15 protein-coding genes and 7 tRNA genes are annotated in these 17,078 nt (G+C 65.6%); 11 read left to right on the plus strand and 11 right to left on the minus strand.

The features are described 5' to 3' along the window. Positions 1 to 3: 3 nt before the first annotated feature. The 7 genes from JZY91_RS06130 to JZY91_RS06160 all read right to left on the minus strand — a co-directional run bounded on the left by JZY91_RS06130 (position 4) and on the right by JZY91_RS06160 (position 6,793). The gene (locus tag JZY91_RS06130) at positions 4 to 591 is read right to left on the minus strand and encodes an HIT domain-containing protein (protein ID WP_234947011.1); all 588 of its coding nucleotides are present in this window, start codon (positions 589 to 591) and stop codon (positions 4 to 6) included. Then, positions 572 to 2,647 (minus strand): threonine--tRNA ligase, encoded by a 2,076-nt coding sequence (gene thrS / locus JZY91_RS06135; RefSeq protein WP_234947012.1) that lies wholly within the window; start codon positions 2,645 to 2,647, stop codon positions 572 to 574. Before thrS ends, JZY91_RS06130 begins: the two co-directional genes overlap by 20 nt. Positions 2,648 to 2,747: 100 nt before the next feature. Next, positions 2,748 to 3,962, minus strand: a complete 1,215-nt coding sequence (locus JZY91_RS06140; RefSeq protein ID WP_234947013.1) for a Dyp-type peroxidase — start codon at positions 3,960 to 3,962, stop codon at positions 2,748 to 2,750. Between the two features lie 12 nt (positions 3,963 to 3,974). Beyond that, complete coding sequence (locus JZY91_RS06145) at positions 3,975 to 4,571, minus strand: copper resistance CopC family protein (RefSeq protein WP_234947014.1); 597 nt, start codon at positions 4,569 to 4,571, stop codon at positions 3,975 to 3,977. 113 nt (positions 4,572 to 4,684) lie between these two features. Beyond that, positions 4,685 to 5,293 carry a copper chaperone PCu(A)C gene (locus JZY91_RS06150; RefSeq protein WP_234947015.1) on the minus strand — a complete coding sequence of 203 codons (609 nt, stop codon included), beginning with the start codon at positions 5,291 to 5,293 and terminating at the stop codon, positions 4,685 to 4,687. 134 nt (positions 5,294 to 5,427) lie between these two features. Beyond that, complete coding sequence (locus JZY91_RS06155) at positions 5,428 to 6,642, minus strand: alpha/beta hydrolase-fold protein (protein ID WP_234947016.1); 1,215 nt, start codon at positions 6,640 to 6,642, stop codon at positions 5,428 to 5,430. 79 nt (positions 6,643 to 6,721) lie between these two features. Beyond that, a tRNA-Val gene (locus JZY91_RS06160) sits at positions 6,722 to 6,793 on the minus strand. A gap of 372 nt (positions 6,794 to 7,165) precedes the next feature. Here JZY91_RS06160 and JZY91_RS06165 point away from each other — a divergent pair. The 9 genes from JZY91_RS06165 to msrB all read left to right on the plus strand — a co-directional run bounded on the left by JZY91_RS06165 (position 7,166) and on the right by msrB (position 10,159). Beyond that, positions 7,166 to 7,238, plus strand: a tRNA-Gly gene (locus JZY91_RS06165). Positions 7,239 to 7,261: 23 nt separating this feature from the next. Next, positions 7,262 to 7,333: transfer RNA gene (locus tag JZY91_RS06170), tRNA-Val, on the plus strand. Between the two features lie 52 nt (positions 7,334 to 7,385). After that, a tRNA-Gly gene (locus JZY91_RS06175) sits at positions 7,386 to 7,458 on the plus strand. Between the two features lie 28 nt (positions 7,459 to 7,486). Next, positions 7,487 to 7,560, plus strand: a tRNA-Cys gene (locus tag JZY91_RS06180). A 28-nt stretch (positions 7,561 to 7,588) separates the two neighbouring features. After that, positions 7,589 to 7,660 (plus strand) — tRNA-Val (locus JZY91_RS06185). Between the two features lie 52 nt (positions 7,661 to 7,712). Beyond that, positions 7,713 to 7,788 (plus strand) — tRNA-Gly (locus tag JZY91_RS06190). Positions 7,789 to 7,836: 48 nt separating this feature from the next. After that, on the plus strand, positions 7,837 to 8,517 hold the full coding sequence (locus JZY91_RS06195; protein ID WP_234947017.1) for a dihydrofolate reductase family protein: 681 nt from the start codon (positions 7,837 to 7,839) through the stop codon (positions 8,515 to 8,517). 27 nt (positions 8,518 to 8,544) lie between these two features. After that, on the plus strand, positions 8,545 to 9,807 hold the full coding sequence (locus JZY91_RS06200; RefSeq protein WP_234947018.1) for a glycosyltransferase family 87 protein: 1,263 nt from the start codon (positions 8,545 to 8,547) through the stop codon (positions 9,805 to 9,807). Further along, entirely contained in the window at positions 9,737 to 10,159 is a 423-nt protein-coding gene (msrB, locus tag JZY91_RS06205; RefSeq protein WP_234947019.1) for a peptide-methionine (R)-S-oxide reductase MsrB, read from the plus strand. Before JZY91_RS06200 ends, msrB begins: the two co-directional genes overlap by 71 nt. Before the next feature lie 19 nt (positions 10,160 to 10,178). Here msrB and hemQ read toward each other — a convergent pair whose 3' ends face one another. Then, the gene (hemQ, locus tag JZY91_RS06210) at positions 10,179 to 10,880 is read right to left on the minus strand and encodes a hydrogen peroxide-dependent heme synthase (RefSeq protein ID WP_234947020.1); all 702 of its coding nucleotides are present in this window, start codon (positions 10,878 to 10,880) and stop codon (positions 10,179 to 10,181) included. A gap of 154 nt (positions 10,881 to 11,034) precedes the next feature. On the opposite strand from hemQ, the gene JZY91_RS06215 reads away from it, so the two are divergent. Both JZY91_RS06215 and JZY91_RS06220 read left to right on the plus strand, forming a co-directional pair. Next, positions 11,035 to 11,634 carry a DUF3000 domain-containing protein gene (locus tag JZY91_RS06215; protein WP_234949072.1) on the plus strand — a complete coding sequence of 200 codons (600 nt, stop codon included), beginning with the start codon at positions 11,035 to 11,037 and terminating at the stop codon, positions 11,632 to 11,634. A 4-nt stretch (positions 11,635 to 11,638) separates the two neighbouring features. Continuing rightward, the gene (locus JZY91_RS06220) at positions 11,639 to 12,847 is read left to right on the plus strand and encodes an HRDC domain-containing protein (RefSeq protein ID WP_234947021.1); all 1,209 of its coding nucleotides are present in this window, start codon (positions 11,639 to 11,641) and stop codon (positions 12,845 to 12,847) included. A gap of 2 nt (positions 12,848 to 12,849) precedes the next feature. Here the strand turns inward: JZY91_RS06220 and dxs are convergent, their stop codons facing one another. The 3 genes from dxs to JZY91_RS06235 all read right to left on the minus strand — a co-directional run bounded on the left by dxs (position 12,850) and on the right by JZY91_RS06235 (position 17,042). Beyond that, positions 12,850 to 14,784: a 1-deoxy-D-xylulose-5-phosphate synthase gene (gene dxs / locus JZY91_RS06225; RefSeq protein ID WP_234947022.1), complete on the minus strand. Its 1,935-nt coding sequence runs from the start codon at positions 14,782 to 14,784 to the stop codon at positions 12,850 to 12,852. Positions 14,785 to 14,874: 90 nt separating this feature from the next. Continuing rightward, positions 14,875 to 16,119, minus strand: a complete 1,245-nt coding sequence (locus tag JZY91_RS06230) for a class I SAM-dependent RNA methyltransferase (RefSeq protein ID WP_234947023.1) — start codon at positions 16,117 to 16,119, stop codon at positions 14,875 to 14,877. 2 nt (positions 16,120 to 16,121) lie between these two features. Beyond that, positions 16,122 to 17,042, minus strand: coding sequence for a DUF3710 domain-containing protein (locus JZY91_RS06235; RefSeq protein WP_234947024.1), 921 nt, complete (start codon positions 17,040 to 17,042; stop codon positions 16,122 to 16,124). Positions 17,043 to 17,078: the final 36 nt, after the last annotated feature.

Genomic DNA, 17,078 nt, shown 5'->3' on the forward strand with positions numbered 1-17,078 from the left:
GGTCTATTCTCCCTCCGATTCGAGCTCGGCCCAGCCCTCAGCCAGCAGGGCGCGGGTCTCTCGCAGCAACTGCGGCAACACCTTGGTACCACCGATTACTGTCATGAAGTTGGAATCACCCGCCCACCGCGGCACAACGTGCAGGTGAAGGTGGTCGCTGACGGAACCGCCAGCCGCCTTGCCCAGGTTCAGGCCGACGTTGATCGCCTCCGGGCGCGACACGTGCTTGAGCGTGCGTACGGCATGCTTTGCAAAGGCCATGAGCTCCGCGGTTTCAGCCTCCGTCAGCGCCTCCAGCTCCGCCACCTTGCGGTACGGCACCACCATCAGGTGCCCGGCGTTGTACGGGTAGAGGTTCAGCACCGCAAACACCAGCTCGCCGCGCGCGATGACTAGGCCGTCCTCGTCGCTCATCTGGGGGATTTCCAGGAACGGGTCGGAGGGCTCGTTGCTTTTCGACGGCATCTTGGCGATGTAGCTGGACCGATACGGCGCCCACAACCTCGTCAGCCGGTCCGTGTCCCCCGCGCCCTGATCCACGTAGGGGTCTTCGCGGGATTCGGGCGGCTGCTTATGCCCGTCGTGAAGCAATGGCTTCCTCGCTCGGCTGGGTGTTGTTCTTCTCCGTGATCCAGGTGGTGATGAGCTCCACTGCCTCATCGACAGGGACGCCGTTGACCTGGGTGCCGTCGAGGAAGCGGAAGCTCACCGCGCCTGCCTCCACGTCGCGCGCGCCGGCCAACAGCATGAACGGCACCTTGGAGGTGGTGTGGGTGCGGATCTTCTTCTGCATGCGGTCATCCGAGTGGTCCACCTCAGCCCGCACCCCGCGCTCGCGGAGACGGGCAATGACACCGTCCAGGTGCGGGCCGAAATCGTCCGCCACCGGGATGCCCACCACCTGGTGCGGGGCAAGCCATGCCGGGAACGCGCCGGCGTAGTGCTCCAGCAGCACGCCGAAGAAGCGCTCGATAGAGCCGAAGAGTGCGCGGTGGATCATCACCGGGCGCTTCTTCGAACCGTCGGAGGAGGTGTAGGTGAGGTCGAAGCGCTCCGGCAGGTTGAAGTCCAGCTGCACGGTGGACATCTGCCAGGTGCGGCCGATGGCGTCGCGCGCCTGCACGGAAATCTTCGGGCCGTAGAACGCCGCGCCAGCCGGATCCGGTACCAGCTCCAGGCCACTCTTGGTGGCCACGGACTCCAGGATGTTGGTGGAGCGCTCCCAGATCTCGTCGTCGCCAATGTACTTCTCCGGGTCCTTGGTGGACAGCTCCAGGTAGAAGTCGTCCAGGCCGTAGTCCTGCAGCAGGGAGATAATGAACTCCAGCACGCTGGTCAGCTCGTCCTCCAGCTGCTCCTCGGTGCAGTAGATGTGCGCATCGTCCTGCGTGAAGCCGCGGGCGCGGGTGAGGCCGTGGACAACGCCGGACTTCTCGTAGCGGTACACCGTGCCGAACTCGAAGAGGCGCAGCGGCAGCTCACGGTAGGAGCGTCCGCGCGAATCGAAGATGAGGTTATGCATCGGGCAGTTCATCGGCTTGACGTAGTAGTCCACCGCCTGCTTGGTCACGTTGCCCTCATCATCCACCTCGCCGTCCAGCTTCATCGGCGGGAACATACCGTCCGCATACCAGTCCAGGTGGCCGGACTTCTTGAACAGCTCGCCCTTGGTCACGTGCGGGGTGTTCACGAAGGAGTAGCCTGCGGCCAGGTGGCGCTCGCGGGAGTGCTGCTCCATCACCATGCGGATAATGCCGCCGTCCGGGTGGAAGACTGGCAGGCCGGAACCGACCTCGTCCGGGAAGGAGAACAGATCCATCTCGTTGCCCAGGCGGCGGTGGTCGCGCTTCTCCGCCTCCTCGAGCATGGTCATGTACTCGTCCAACTTCTCCTTGGACTCCCACGCCGTGCCGTAGATGCGCTGCAGGCCGGCGTTGGCCTGGTCGCCGCGCCAGTACGCAGCGGAGGATCGGGTCAGCGCGAACGCCGGGATGTACTTGGTGGTGGGCACGTGCGGGCCGCGGCACAGGTCGCGCCACTCCACCTCGTCCGTGCGCGGATTCAAATTGTCGTAGTGCGTCAGCTCGCCGGCGCCCACCTCGGTGGCCTCATCCGAATTCGGGTCAACGTTGCCCTTGTCCTGGATCAGCTCGAGCTTGTACGGCTCATCCTTCAGATCCTCCGCGGCCTCCTCCTGCGAGGCGTACACGCCGCGGGCGAACTTCTGGCCCTGCTTGATGATCTTCTTCATCCGCTTCTCCAGCGTCTTCAGATCCTCCGGAGTGAAGGGCTCGGCGGAATCGAAGTCGTAATAGAAGCCGTCGTTAATAGCGGGGCCAATGCCCAGCTTCGTGCCCGGGAACTCTGCCTGCACGGCCTGCGCCAAAACGTGCGCGCAGGAGTGGCGGATCACGGAGCGGCCCAGCTCAGTGTTCGCGGCGATGGGCATGAACGTGGCCGTCTCATCCGGCACGTGAGAAAGGTCCTTGAGGTTGCCTTCCGCATCCTGGACCACCACGATGGCGTTGTCGCCCTTGTTCGGCAGGTCCAACTCCCGCATCGCGGCGCCCACGGCAGTGCCGGCGGGAACCTCGAAGGGTTCAAACTGCACGGCCTCGTGGGTCGAGGGGGCTGCTTCAGTGGACATGGGCGCTCCTTTTAAGCGTCATGGGCTCGCGTCATACCTGGACGCGGCCCGGGGACAGGTCGCTAGCGATCCTACTCCCGCCCCGGCCACTCGCCCGGTATCAGGCCAGAACCGACTCGCCCCAGTACGTGTCGCTCTCGCCCTGCCCCGGATCTGTCCCCGGCGGCACCCAGTACACCGCAGAACCGATGTGGGTGATCCACTCGTTCAACCGGTCCGCCTCATCCAACCGCTGCAACACCGGGGTGAACTGCACATCCGGGTCCTTCTGAAACGCGATGAAGATCAGGCCCGCGTTGGACAGCTCGCCGGAGCCTGGCACCGGCGGCAAGTTGTAGTTGTACGGACGGCGCTTGAAGCGCTGCTCCGGGTGGTCCGCCGGCGGCCTCGAGCGCGCCATGTGGGAGTTGCGGTCAATCACCGGCAGGCCGTACCCGTCAATCGCCTCGAAGTCCGGTTCAGTGAATTCATCGCCGCCGGTCAGTGGAGCTCCGTCGGCGAGCTTGCGGCCCACGGCCTCCTCCCGGGACGCGCGGTCCAGCATCTCCCACTCGTCGAGGTGCATTGCTATTCGACGAATGACCAGAGACGTCGAGCCGTCCTCCCGCCACACTTGCTTCGCATACTCGTCTTCTTCGTAGGGGTTGACCGTGCCGTCCACCTGGCCGAAGAGATTGCGCGGGGTCTGGCCGGTGGGGATCGCGCCGTAGGCGTTCATGAACCCCTGCTGGATCCAGGCCGTCTCTACGTAATCGGCGCCTGCGCGCGTCATGTGGCGCAGTGCCCACGCGCACATCACCGGGTCATCGGCGCAGATCTGCAGCGCAATGTCGGTCTGCCCCCACGCGGGGTCCAGCTCGTCGCGGGTCATCGCGGGGATGTCGTGCAGCCAGTCCGGCTTCTTGTTCGGCGCTGCGATGTCGAAGACGCGCTCCCCCAGCCCGAGGGTGAACGTGAGGTTGGCGGGCCACACGTTCATCTCCGGCTCGAGGCTGCCCAGCGGTGTGCGCCCGGCTGCGAGCTCGCGCGCATCCTCTGTCCACAGCCGCATGAGGCGGTTGATGCTCGCCTTGTCCACGCCGTCTTTGAGGTTGAAGCCAGCCAAGTTGAGGTCCGCCTGGGTGGCGGTGGCAATCCCGGCCTGGTGCGGGCCGTCAAACTCGACGACGGCCTTTTGCAGCGGCTGGTTATCCGGATCCGAGTTACTGGGCACACCGGGTGGCGCATCCTGGTCCCGGCCACATGCGGAAAGCATGCCGGCTGATGCAGCAGCGGCTGCGGAACCGGCGAAAAATTGCCTACGCGAAACACTCATATCGCACTACCCCTACACGTCAAGCCGCGGCGCGGAGCTGCCGCCGCTGCTGCCGGTGCTGTCTGTGCCGGCAGTGCTGTCGGTGCCGGCATCGGCTGCACTGCGCTTGGCGTTGCCGCGCTGGTGCCGGCTCACCGCCGCCAGACCCGCACCGGCAAGTGCAACAACACCGATGATGAGGAGGATCAAGCGCATGTTGTCGCGTCTTTCCTCCTCTATGGCGGGAGTGTTTTCGCTAGGGGCAGCCGCAGTTGTCACTTCGGAGCCAGCCGGCGCGTATGTGAATGTGGTCATGCCCTTCGTGGCGTGACCGTCGGAGGACACGATTTGGAAGCCGATGCGGTACTCCCCCGGCGCGGCATCGATGCCATCCGGCACGTCGATGCTGACGAAGCGACCATCCACGGTCGGCTCGCCAGAAAATAGGACATCGGGGCCCTTATCCGTGGCGCGGGAGAGCGCGAACGTGTTGAAGCCCTCTTGGGGCTGGCCGGAAAACTCGAGCTGGAGGGTGGAGGGGAAGGTGGCAATGACAGAGCCGTTTTCCGGGTTGCCGCCCACCACCGAGTCGTGCGCGAGTGCAGCCGGAGCCGCAGCGCACGCGAGCATGGACGCGGCAGCAACCCCACTAGCAAATCGACGACACCGAACCATGCTCACAACCTCCACGCACTCACATCAGTCTTACAAACAACCCTAGTTGGCCAGTTCGTGCTTGTGGCTTAGTGCTTGCGGCCCTCGTGTTCTGCGCCGTGCTGGTGGCCCTGCAGGTTGCCGTCCTCGCCGTAGCTCTCATCACCCGGAAGCATGGTGCGCACGGCCACGTCCGGGACCACAACTTCGCTGCCGTCTGCGAAGTTCAGCGTCACGTCGACGGTGTCGCCAGCAGCGATTTCGGGCGTGTAACCCATGATCATCAGGTGGTCCGCGCCAGGCTTGAACTCGTAAGAGCCGCCGGCGGGGATCACGGTGCCGCCCGTCTTTTCGCGCATCACACCATCCACAACCTCGTGGATCTCATAGCTCGCATCACCCAACGAGGTGGTGAAACCGCTCAGGGTGACGTCCTTGTCGGTGTGGTTGTGCAGCGTGCCAAAGATGGCGGTCATGTCCGTGCCGTCCGGCGTATCCGCCGCAGCCTTGGCGCGGATCGTCGCGCCGTCAAACATCACGTCAGCGTCGCCGTGCGTGTGCTTCTCGTCAGCAGCAGCCGCGCCGGTTGCGGTGCCTGAGGTGGGGGCTACGGTGCCATTGTTGCCGTCGCCGTTGCCGCAGGCCACTAGCGTGAGGGCCAGCGCGCCGGCGGAAAGTGCTGCAAAGGTGCGTCGCATAGAAACTTCTACCCTTTCATCCATGCGTCCCGGGGAGCACCCCGGGCGCTTCATTGCGCGTTGCTCCAATAGTCGGCAAAGACGCAGCCTTAGTTCCCGCGGGGTGAAAACAATCGTCGATAAGCACCCCTGCCCTACTCCACGCCAAGCGCGGGGCCGATGGTCTGCCAGGACAACGGCAGCTCGCGCTGGAAGGTGCCCAGGTTGTGGGTGCCCTCGTAGAGCTCGTACCAGTCATAATCCACCCCGCGCTTGTCTGCGCGCTTCATGAAGTGGTGGGAGCAGACGTACGCCAGCTGCTCGTCCGGGACGAGGAGGAAGTCCGGCGAATCCGTCATCTGATCGTCGAACTCGGAGTGGATGCCGCGCGATGCGGTAAGGAAAAGCTTCTTGCCGCGAAGTTGCTCGATCTGGTTGACCGGGGAGTTGACGTTCCACACCTCGCTCAGCGGGCTGCCCCACATCTGCTTCGGGTCGCCCTTGTAAAAGCGCACGCCAATTTGGGCGAAGGGTCCGCCGACAATGCCGGACGTAGACGGGCAGGACGAGTACGTGCCCGCCGCCACGAACCGATCCGACAATGTGGCGACCGTCAGCGCCGAACCTCCGTGAGCGGACGCGCCCGCGATCGCGTCGCGCCCCGTGCCGTGGAACAGCGCATCGATTACCGGCGGCAACTCGCGCGACATGTACGTCGCCCACTTCGTCTCACCGAGCTCAGGGTGCGGCTCGCGCCAATCTGTCGCCATCGTGCCGCGCGTGCCGTACGGGGACACCACGTTCACGTTCTTGCCCTTGAAGAACTCCGGGATGCCCTCATACTGGGTAAACGGGGTACCGCCTGCACCGCCGAGGATGTAGTACGTCGGCCGCGGCGTGGCGTTGTCCGGCCCACCTGCCGGCGAGATCACGTCGTTGACAATTTCCTTGCCCATCGACGGCGACCACACGGTCACCTTCCACATCGTCTCACTGACCTGCTCCACCTTCCGCAGCTCCCCGGCAGGCGCGTCCTCCGCCGGCGCCACACGGTAGGTGCCCTTGCTTATCGACGCTCCCCCATTGTCAAAACCGAACAACATCGACCCGAAAGCTCCGCCCATCAGGCTGGCCAGGAACACCGCCGGCCACGCCGCCACCGGGTGCGACGACATGGAGCTGCGCGCACGGTTGAACTGCTGCTTGAAGTCACCCTCCGAGGAATCCGCGGAGGACTTCGACTTGGCGGTGGTGGATGCGGCCGGGGTGGCCGCCGAAGTGGCTGCCGAAGTGGTGGGGGCGGCATGCGCGGACAGCGCGACTACGGCTGCGGTGGCGAGGGCCAAACCGCGTCGTTTCGTGGATTGCATTCTGACACTGTAGCGGGACGCACTCCCCGCAGGGGCCACTGCAAAAATTAAACCCCGAGCCAACTCGGGGTTCTTGCTGTGGTCCTAGCTGGGATCGAACCAGCGACCTTTCCGGTGTGAACGGAACGCTCTTCCACTGAGCCATAGGACCGAACGGCGAATACTTTACACAGCCCCAAGGTTTACAACGAATCGCCTGCTCAACACCCTGCAAAGTGATAAACTCCGCGTCGGCGGCATGGTTTCGACGGGCAATCCCACCGGGCGATTCCGCCGGGCAGAGACCCTCCCGGAACGATCTGACAATCTCGTTCCGGGGCATCCGCGTTCCCGCAGGTCGCCATTTTGGTTTACCAACTCGTTCCGGCGGGTCAGGCCCCAAGGTGCGATCGTCGGCACGCGCTGCCACCCCCAACGTACTGCGGATTTGGTCGCACCGCGCGCAGCGGTTAAGGTTCTATCTCGCACAATCACAGTGCCGACAATCACAGTGCTAAGGCGCAATGCTGAGGCACAGTGCGATGCGGATGTAGCGCAGTTGGTAGCGCATCACCTTGCCAAGGTGAGGGTCGCGAGTTCGAGTCTCGTCATCCGCTCAAGGTCTCAAAGACCTAGTCCCGCGCGATTAGCTCAGCGGGAGAGCGCTTCCCTGACACGGAAGAGGTCACTGGTTCAATCCCAGTATCGCGCACCGGGTTCTTTTCCTTAAGGAACCCGTTTCGGAGGCTTCCAGCCGACGAAACGCGGATGTAGCGCAGTTGGTAGCGCATCACCTTGCCAAGGTGAGGGTCGCGAGTTCGAGTCTCGTCATCCGCTCAAGTACTTTCCACGTACTTCACATCCTGGTGGATTGGTCGAGTGGTTAGGCAACGGTCTGCAAAACCGTGTACACGGGTTCGATTCCCGTATCCACCTCCACAAAAGCCGTCCCAGTTACGGATATACCGCGCGTTTAGCTCAGCGGGAGAGCGCTTCCCTGACACGGAAGAGGTCACTGGTTCAATCCCAGTATCGCGCACCGGGTTCTTTTCCTTAAGGAACCCGTTTCGGAGGCTTCCAGCCGACGAAACGCGGATGTAGCGCAGTTGGTAGCGCATCACCTTGCCAAGGTGAGGGTCGCGAGTTCGAGTCTCGTCATCCGCTCCACCACATAGCCCCGGCCGCAGCACATGCGCCGGGGCTATTCTCGTGCCCATGCACAGCCAGGTTGATCCCAAGCACCTCGTCGGCCCCACCCTCCCCGTGGGCGAGCGCGAAGTCCGCGCCGTGACCATCAACACCCTCTTCGGCGGATTCGGCCGCGCTGGCACGTCCGGCCCACTGGGCAACGAGACGGACGCCGCACTCATCGGCGCGCTGCGCAGCTGGGCGGACGTGATCCTGGTCGGCAGCGGCACTGTCCAGGCCGAGGACTACGGCCCGGCACACACCCCCATGGCTGTCCTCAGCACCTCACTCCAGCTGGACACGGACTTGGGCATTTTCCACGGCTCACGGCTCATCGTCCTCGCCCCGGAGCGCTCGCTTGACGACGTTTCCCTCGAACCCAACCGCCACGCCCTCCGCAACGCGGGAGCGGAGCTCATGAGCTCGGGAGGTGGCAGCGCCCCCGAGATCATCAACGCGCTCCACGAGGCGGGTTTCGCGCGCATCCTCTGCGAGGGCGGCCCGAGCGTCTACGCCGACATGCTCTCCGCAGACCTTGTCGATGTCCTGCACCTCACCCTGGACCCCTCCATCGGCCCGGAGGACGGCCCGTTCGGCCTGAAGCTGGGCGGGGATCAACACCCGCGCCGTTTCGCCATCGAAGATGCCACCGTAGACGGCACTGCGATGCTCTTCTGTCGGTTGCGGCGGGTGGGGGAACGTCGATAAGCAAGAGCCCCCGGTACGGTTGAGCGCGTGCACGATCTCTGGACCGCTCCCCCGCCCAAGGCCGGACCGACTACCGCCGCGCGCGCCGCGAACGCGTTGGCGTGGCCGCTGGCGGTCCTGCTGATCATCCACCGTCTGGCAGTCCTCGCGCGCACAGGCTCGGTGACTGACGATTTCACCACCGTGTGGTCCGCCACCCGCCGCTTCGTGGAGCGCGTGCCGGTGTACAACGAGGTCTACCACCACGTCAACCCCCATTACCTGTACAACCCGGGCGCCACCCTGCTGCTCTCCCCGCTGGGCCTCATCCCCACCATGGAGGCGGCCCGGCCCTGGTTCATCGCGCTGAACGCCGCGTGCATCATCGCGGCGATCGCCTGGCTAACGCGCCTCGCGGGACACCGCCTCACTTCGCCGGTATTCCCCGCCGCGCTCGCGCTCGCCTTTGCTACGGAGGCGGTGACAAATACGCTGGTCTTCGCCAACATCAACGGCGTGCTGCTCCTCGCGCTCACCGCGTTCATTGCCTTGCTTCTCGACGATCACTCGTTGCCAGCCGGAATCGTGCTGGGCTTGGCAATCGTCGTTAAGCCAATGTTCGCTCCGCTGATCGTCCTGCCGCTCATGCGGCTGGAGTGGAAGGCGGTGGCCGCGGCGGTTGCTGTGCCGGTGGTGCTCAACGTGGTTGCGTGGCCGCTGACGCCGGGCGCAAGCGACTACCTGGACAAGCTCGTGCCGTACCTGGGGCAGACGCGCGACTACGCCAACTCCTCGCTCGCAGGGCTGGCCGTGTACTTCGGCATGCCGGGGTGGCTGCACACGTCCCTGTTCCTGTTCTTCGCAGCTGCGGTTGCCGTGGCGGTGCTGGGGCTTGCACGCTGGCGGTTTAGCGACCCGTGGCTGTGGCTCACGCTCAGCTCCGGCGTGCTCCTTGCGGGGGTGTGCCTGCTGTCCTCGCTCGGTCAGGCCTATTACTCCATGATGCTCTTCCCCGCCCTGTTCACCGTGCTCCACCGCGCCTCCCCAATGCACACCTGGCCGGCGTGGCTCGGCGCACTGCTGTGCCTTGCCCCCTTGACCTGGGTCGTGCCCGCACGCCCTATCGCCGGCCAGTGGGTGACCACATTCCTGCCAACTGCGGGGTGGGCGGTGTTCATCCTCGCGGTGGCTACGTGGGTAGTGTCGGTGCAGACATGTCACCGAATGGAAGGGCGCAACTATGACCGAGCAGACCACCCCGGACTACAAGAACTGGACCGAGGAGCAGTGGCGCGAAAAGCTCACGCCTGAGGAGTTTTACGTGCTGCGCCAGGCGGGCACCGAGCCCCCCGGCGTGGGCGAATACACCGACACCACCACCGAGGGCGTGTACCACTGCCGCGCGTGCGGGGAGGAGCTCTTCCGCTCCACCGAGAAGTTCTCCTCCCACTGCGGCTGGCCGTCCTTCTTCTCCCCGCTGGCTGGCGACAAGGTGATTGAGCGCGAGGACCGCTCCCACGGCATGGTGCGCACCGAGGTGCTGTGCGCAAACTGCGGCTCCCACCTCGGCCACGTCTTCGCCGGCGAGGGCTACGACACACCGACTGACCTGCGCTACTGCATCAACTCCATCTCCATGACGCTGGAGGAGCGGGAGGTCTAGCCCTTCCGGCAATACGCCGCTACGGCAGAATCTCCACAACCTCGCGGATGCTGGAGACGCGGCGGCCGGTCTGGAACGGGACCTCCTCGCGCACGTGCAGGCGGGCCTCCGTGTAGCGCATCTTGTGCATGAGCTCCTCGATGCGCTCCAGGGTCGGAGCCTCGAAGGCCAGCATCCACTCGTAGTCACCCAGCACGAACGCCTCGACGGTGTTGGCGCGCACATCCGCGAAGTCGCGCGCCGCCATGCCGTGCTCCGACAGAATGCGGCGGCGCTCCGTCGGCTCCAGCAAGTACCAGTCGTAAGAGCGGACGAACGGGTAGACGGTGATCCAGTCCTGCGGATCCTCGCCCATGATGAAGCTTGGCAAGTGGGACTTGTTGAACTCCGCCGGGCGGTGCAGCCCGTTGCCCAGCCAGCTCAGCTCCACCAGCTGGCCCAGCGTGGTAGTGCGGCGGAACGCCGCCAGCGCATCCTGCAGCTCGGAGAAGTGCTCCGCGTGCCACCAAATCATGAAATCAGCGTCCGCGCGGATGCCGGTGTTGTCGTAGATGCCGCGGACCGTGACCTTGCCCTCCTCTTCCAGGCGGGCGAAGAATGCTTCAGCCTCCTCGATGATGCGGGAGCGCTCCGTGCCCAACGCGCCCGGGATGGCGCGGAAGACAGCGAACTGGAGGTAGCGCTGGACGGAATTCAGTGCGTCGAAATCGAGCTTGGCCATGTGGCGAAAATCCTTTCATCCATCAAAAGTCGTACGTCCATCTTACCCCCACCCCCACCATGTGGACGGCGCGCCTCCCACGTACAGCGGGCGCTGCTGGATACCTTTGGTGCCTGTGAAGCACACGGATACCTCCCCCGTCGCCCCCACCCCGCTGGGTGGCGAGCACGCAGCCGGCACCCCGGCAGCTACTCCGGCGGAATTTTCTGCCGCCGTGGAATCCATGCACGCGGCGAGGTTACGCCCGGAAATCACCCTCGGCACCATTCGCCCACCCCAGCGCCCTGCGCCGTTCAGCCACGCCGTTGGCTTGGAAGTTGACCGCGGAGACGACGCGGACCACGTGCCCACCGACAGCGAAGGCGACGCATTCGGCCGCCTGATCCTCCTCCACTCCCCCGACGCGGAGGAGGCATGGGAGGGCTCCATGCGCTTGGTGGCGTACATCCAGGCGGATATGGATGACGCGGTTGCGTCCGACCCGCTGCTGCCGGACGTGGCATGGCAGTGGCTGAACGAGTCCCTGGCCGAGAACGGCGCCGGGTTCACCAACCTGGGCGGCACGGTGACCTCCACCGCCTCGGTGCGCTTCGGCGAAATCGGTGGCCCACCCCGCGCCTACCAGCTTGAAATGCGCGCCTCGTGGACCGCGGACGGGCTGGACCTTGCGCCGCACGTCCAGGCGTTTGCCGCTGTCCTCGCCCTTGTCGCCGGCCTGCCGCCGGAGGGCGTGACCGAGCTCGGCCGCCGATAGCAGGATGGCTTCGCGTCCACCGTTTGAGCTGGTTACAACCCCCGAGGACTTTGCTCGCGCGGCGGCTGCGCTCGCGGCTGGGCGGGGCCCTTTCGCCATCGACACCGAGCGCGCCTCTGCGTTTAGGTACGACGACCGAGCTTTCCTTGTCCAAGTGCACCGCCGCGGCGCCGGCACGTTCCTCTTCGCGCCGGAGGGCCACCGCGAGGCGCTCGGGGAAGCACTTGGCCCTGTAGTCAACGGCACGGACTGGATTCTGCACGCTGCGGGCGAGGACCTTGCCAGCCTCGCGCTCTTGGGCCTCAAACCGGGATCGCTCTTCGACACCGAGCTTGCAGCCCGCCTGGCCGGCTTCGAGCGCCCGAACCTCGGCGCAATGGTGGAGCATTTCACCGGGACCACCCTGGAGAAAGGCCACGGCCGCGAGGACTGGTCCACCACCCCGCTTCCCGATGAGTGGCTGGTCTACGCGGCGGAAGACGTGACGTACCTCCACATCCTCGCGGAAGCTCTCGCCGAGGAGTTGGATGCCCGGGGCATGCTGGACGCTGCGGAGCAGGAGTTCTCCCACATCATCGCCACTAGGAGCACGCCGCCGGCCCAGAAGACCTGGCGCGATGTGAAGGGCATGTCCACGGTGCGCACTCCGGCGGGCCTGCAGATCGCCCGCGCGCTTTTCGCGGAGCGGGATGCCACCGCCCGCGCGCAGGACATCTCACCCTCCACCGTGCTGCCCAGCCGCGTCATCGTGGAGGTGGCGAAGGCGGAACCAAACCATCCGGGTGAGCTCGCCAAAGTCCACGGCTTCCCCGCGCGGAAACGCGGGGCGACGGGACGATGGTTTGCCGTGATTGAGGCGGCGTTACGTGAACGTCGTCAAGCATGGCCCGCGCCCTCGCGGCGGGCGAGCGACGTGCCGCCGTCCAAATCGCACTGGCAGCGCCACTACCCCGAGTCCTACGCCGTGCTCGATGCAGCGCGCGGCCACATCGCAGAGGCAGCAGCAGAACTCGGGATCGGGGCGGAGAACGTGCTCGCACCCGCAGTATTGCGCCAGGTCATCTGGGCCGCGGCGGACGACCCAGTCGAAGTCACGGCCGCATTGGGCACGGATTTTGCTTGCCGACGCCTCCTCGAATCCGGCGCCCGGCCCTGGCAGGCCAGCATCGCGGGCCCACTCATCGCCCGCGCATACAGCGAATCAGCTGACTAGTTCTAGTCGCGGTCCGCCAATGCAGCCGCCCACTCGCGTACTTGTTGCGCAGCGGAGACAGCGTCAAGCCCGTACTCCGCGAAGACTTCGCCGCGGGAGGCGTGCGCCGGGAAGATGTCCGGGAACGCGAGGTGGCGAACCGGGGTATCCACCTCCGCGGCGGCGAGCGCCTCGGAGATCGCGGACCCCACGCCGGCGCGGACAATGCCGTCTTCGTACACCACCACCATGTCCGCCTCCACGGCCATGGCAATGATGTCCGGCGAGACAGGGATGACCCAGCGCGGATCAATTACCGTGACGCGGATGCCGTCCGCCGCAACGTCCTCGGCGACGGCAAGCGCGTAATCTGCAAGCGCACCCACAGCGACCAGGAGGACCTCAATCGCGTCGTCCCCCTGCTGGTCCGAGGCGGCTTCGTCTGGCACACGCAACACGTCGATGCCGCTAGCCAGGCGCTCCACCGCGTCGATGTGGTCGGTGACGCTGCCCTTGGGGAAACGGACCACAGTCGGGCCGTCATCCACCGCGATGGCCTCGCGGAACTCCTCGCGCAGACGAGCGGCGTCGCGCGGCGCGGCGATGCGGATGCCCGGCACGATGGAGGCCATCGCCATATCCCACACACCGTTGTGGCTCGCTCCGTCCGAGCCTGTGATCCCCGCACGGTCCAGCACAAACGTCACCGGCTGGTTGATCAGCGCCACGTCCATAAGCATCTGGTCAAACGCGCGGTTGAGGAAGGTGGAGTAAATCGCCACCACCGGGTGCATCCCGCCCAGGGCCAAGCCAGCTGCGGAAGCTACGGCGTGCTGCTCCGCGATGCCCACGTCGAAGAAGCGGTCTGGGAACTGTTCCGCAAACGGCGAAAGCCCGGTCGGGCCCGCCATTGCCGCTGTGATCGCCACAATGTCCTCGCGCTCGTGCCCGGCCTTCAGCAGCTCCTGCGTGAACACGGATGTCCATCCGGGCGGCGTCTTCGCTAGAGCCTCGCCCGTAACCGGGTCGATGGCCCCGGTGGAGTGCATCTGATCCGCTTCATCGTTCACCGCGGGCGCGAAACCGTGGCCCTTCTCCGTGACCACGTGCAGGATCAGCGGTCCGGAGTACTGCTTCGCGTACTTGAATGCGGCGATCAGTGCCTTGAGGTCATGCCCCTCGATGGGGCCGACGTACTTCATCCCCAGCTCAGAGAACATCTCCGTGGGCAGCACCTGGTAGCGCACCCCTGCCTTGAACGCGTGCAGCGCCTCAAAGGTGCGGTTGCCCACCCAGCCCATGGATTTCAGCGTCTTTTTGCCGGATTCCATCACCTCGTCGTACCCAGGCTGGATCCGGATCGCGGCCAGCTGGTCGCGAAGGCGAGTGAGGTTGTTTGCAAAACCACCGATAGTAGGCGCGTAGGAGCGGCCGTTGTCGTTGACCACAATCACCACGTTGCGGTCCCCCGCGGCGATGTTGTTCAGCGCCTCCCAGCACATGCCGCCGGTCAGCGCGCCGTCCCCCACCACGGCCACAACGTTGCTATCTCCCTCGCCCTTGAGCTGCTTCGCTTTCGCCAACCCGTCCGCATAACTCAGCGACGCACTGGCGTGGGAGGACTCGGTCCAATCGTGCTCGGACTCGGAGCGCGAGGTGTAGCCGGACAACCCGCCTTTCTGACGAAGGGAATCAAACTGATCCGCGCGCCCGGTGAGGATCTTGTGCACGTAGGACTGGTGCGACGTATCGAAGATGATCGGATCGTTCGGCGAGTCGAACACCCAGTGCAGGGCGATGGTCAACTCCACCACGCCAAGGTTCGGCCCGAGGTGACCGCCGGTGGCGGAAACCTTGTGGATGAGCATCTGCCGGATCTCATCCGCGAGCTTGCCCAACTCCTTCTGCGGCAGGGCCTTGAGGTCTGCCGGTGAAGCGAGGGTGTCTAGCAATCTCACAGTTAGGGTCTGCTCCTTTTACGTTTTGGGTGCGCCGCGTAGGCGATCCCGCTTCCGAGCCATCTTACACTGGGCGAAGCTCGCCCATCTCTACTGCCCGCGCGGGGAAAGTTCCACGATGGTTTCGAAGTGGTGGGTGGCCCCGAAAGCGTCGACAAGCATCATGCGCCCCGGCACGTACCCCGCCGAAGCCCACGCCGCGAGGTCGCGCGCCAGCGTCGCCGGATCGCACCCGATGTGGATCACCCGCTCCGGGCCTGCTGCGGCAACCGCCTGCACTACCTGCTCTCCCGCACCAGACCGCGGCGGGTCCAGCACAACAAGGCTCGGGGCTGGGAGCGTATCGACGCTCCCTTCAACCCTGCCCCGGTGCACCTCCACCGGAAGGCCGCGCAGACCCGGCTGCGGGTTCGACGTGGCCGCCGGGGAGTAGTCCACGGTGTGGACGGTGGCCCCGCCGGTCGCCGCGTGGATGGCGGGCACAAACGCGCCGACGCCGCCGTAAAGGTCCCACGCATCGCCGCGGGAGTAGGAGTCAGCGCCCCATTCCTGGATTAGGTGTGCATAGGCTTCGGGTGCCTCTTGGTGCGCCTGCCAGAATGCGGTGGCGGGAAAGCTGAACTCGGCATCCCCAATGCGCTCAGTTACCTGCCCGGTCCCCTCGATGACAGTGTGGATCTCTTCCACACGCCGCCCGCGTTGCACGCGCGCTGTCTCAACCACGTGGCGCGTGCCGTCCGCGTCGCGCACGGCCACAACCTCACTGCCGGGAGTGAACCGCTGCTGGCCGATCAGCCCGTCAGTCAAACCGGGCACCGGCTGCGTGCAAGCCTCAGACGCGATGACGTCCGTGGAGCGGGCACGGCGCACGCCGGCCAGCCCCGCCTGGTCTACGCCCAGCCGCACGCGGGTGCGCCATCCGACGTGAGGCTCGAGCGCGCGGGCGTCAATGGATGCTGGGTCAAACGCCTCCAAGGCGCCCGAGCGTCCGGCCAACGCGGAGAGCTGGCCCCGCAATACGTCAAGCTTCAGGTCCAGCTGCGCATCCGGCGCGACATGGCTGTAATCGCAGCAGCCCGCGCCCGCGGCCGCAGCCGGGCAGGCAGTTGGCACGCGGATGGGTGAAGGCTCGAGCACCTCGACCAGGTCGGCGCGCGCCCAGCGCTTCTTCTCCTTGGTCAAGCGCGCGGAGACGGTGTCCCCCGGCAACGCGCCGGCGACAAAGACCACTCGCCCATCTGCGTCGTTGCCAATGCCCTCCCCGCCGTGGGCCATGCGAGTGATGGCAAGGTTGACGGTGCCGCGTTCAGTGGTGCCGTGTTCAGATTCGGTCATGCCTAGCGGTTGTCACCAGCCGCGTCCGCACCGCCGTTCTGCTGACGGTTGATCTCCATGATCTCGCGCAGAGCATCGCTCAGCGCGTTCGGGTTGCCGCCGGTCGGCGCCTGGCCCTGCGCAAACGGATCATTCTGCTGCGCTGCGCGGGCCTGGACGGCCTGCTGCACCTGTGCTGCGAGCTGCGCCGGCAAAACGACGGGCAGGGAGTTACCTGCCAGAATGGGCTCCTCGCCGCGGTAGACAAAGGAACGGGCGATAGTTTCGCGGCCCAGGTCAGCCATCTCGGCTTCGCGCCCGGACGGTGCCGCCAGGGTGACGCGGTACAGCCAGCGCGGGCCCTCAATGCCGATGATGCGGATCGTGCCGTTGGTGCCGGTGCCCACGACCTCGCGGCCCCACGGACCCTCCTCCACGTGCACAGGCATGCCCTCGGAACGCATGCCCTCCGTGATCTCTGCAGCGGATTCCTCCCACATTCCGCCCGTGCGCGGCGCGGCAAACGCCACGGGGGTCAAGCGGCCGTACGGGGTCACAATGTGGACCATCTTCGGGCCCTGCTCCCCCATCTCCACCTGCACCTGCGTCCCCTTGGGCATGGGCACCCGCATGGAGCCGAGGGCTAGCGTGACATCGGAGAAATCGGAGAAGTCGAAATCATCGATATCCACCGAGTCCCCGTCGAACGGACCGGTGGAGCCGTTCACGGGGTCGTAGTTCTGCAGCGGCGCGGTGCCCGCAGCCTGCTCGATCGACTCCACCGCGGCAGGAGCCGGGGTGGCTGGCGCCTCTGCCGGTGCATCTGCGACCGACGCGGAATCCTCTACCGGTGCCGGCTGCTCTACCGGGGTATCTACCGGATCGGTGTTTTTCTCGGTGTTCTTCTCAGTGCTCTTCTTCTTGCCAAACGGCCAAAGTGCCATGGTGGTCTCGCTTTCTGCTTTCGTCGTAAATGCTAA

The organism is Corynebacterium sp. CNCTC7651 (genome assembly GCF_021496665.1).
Classification (GTDB): domain Bacteria; phylum Actinomycetota; class Actinomycetes; order Mycobacteriales; family Mycobacteriaceae; genus Corynebacterium.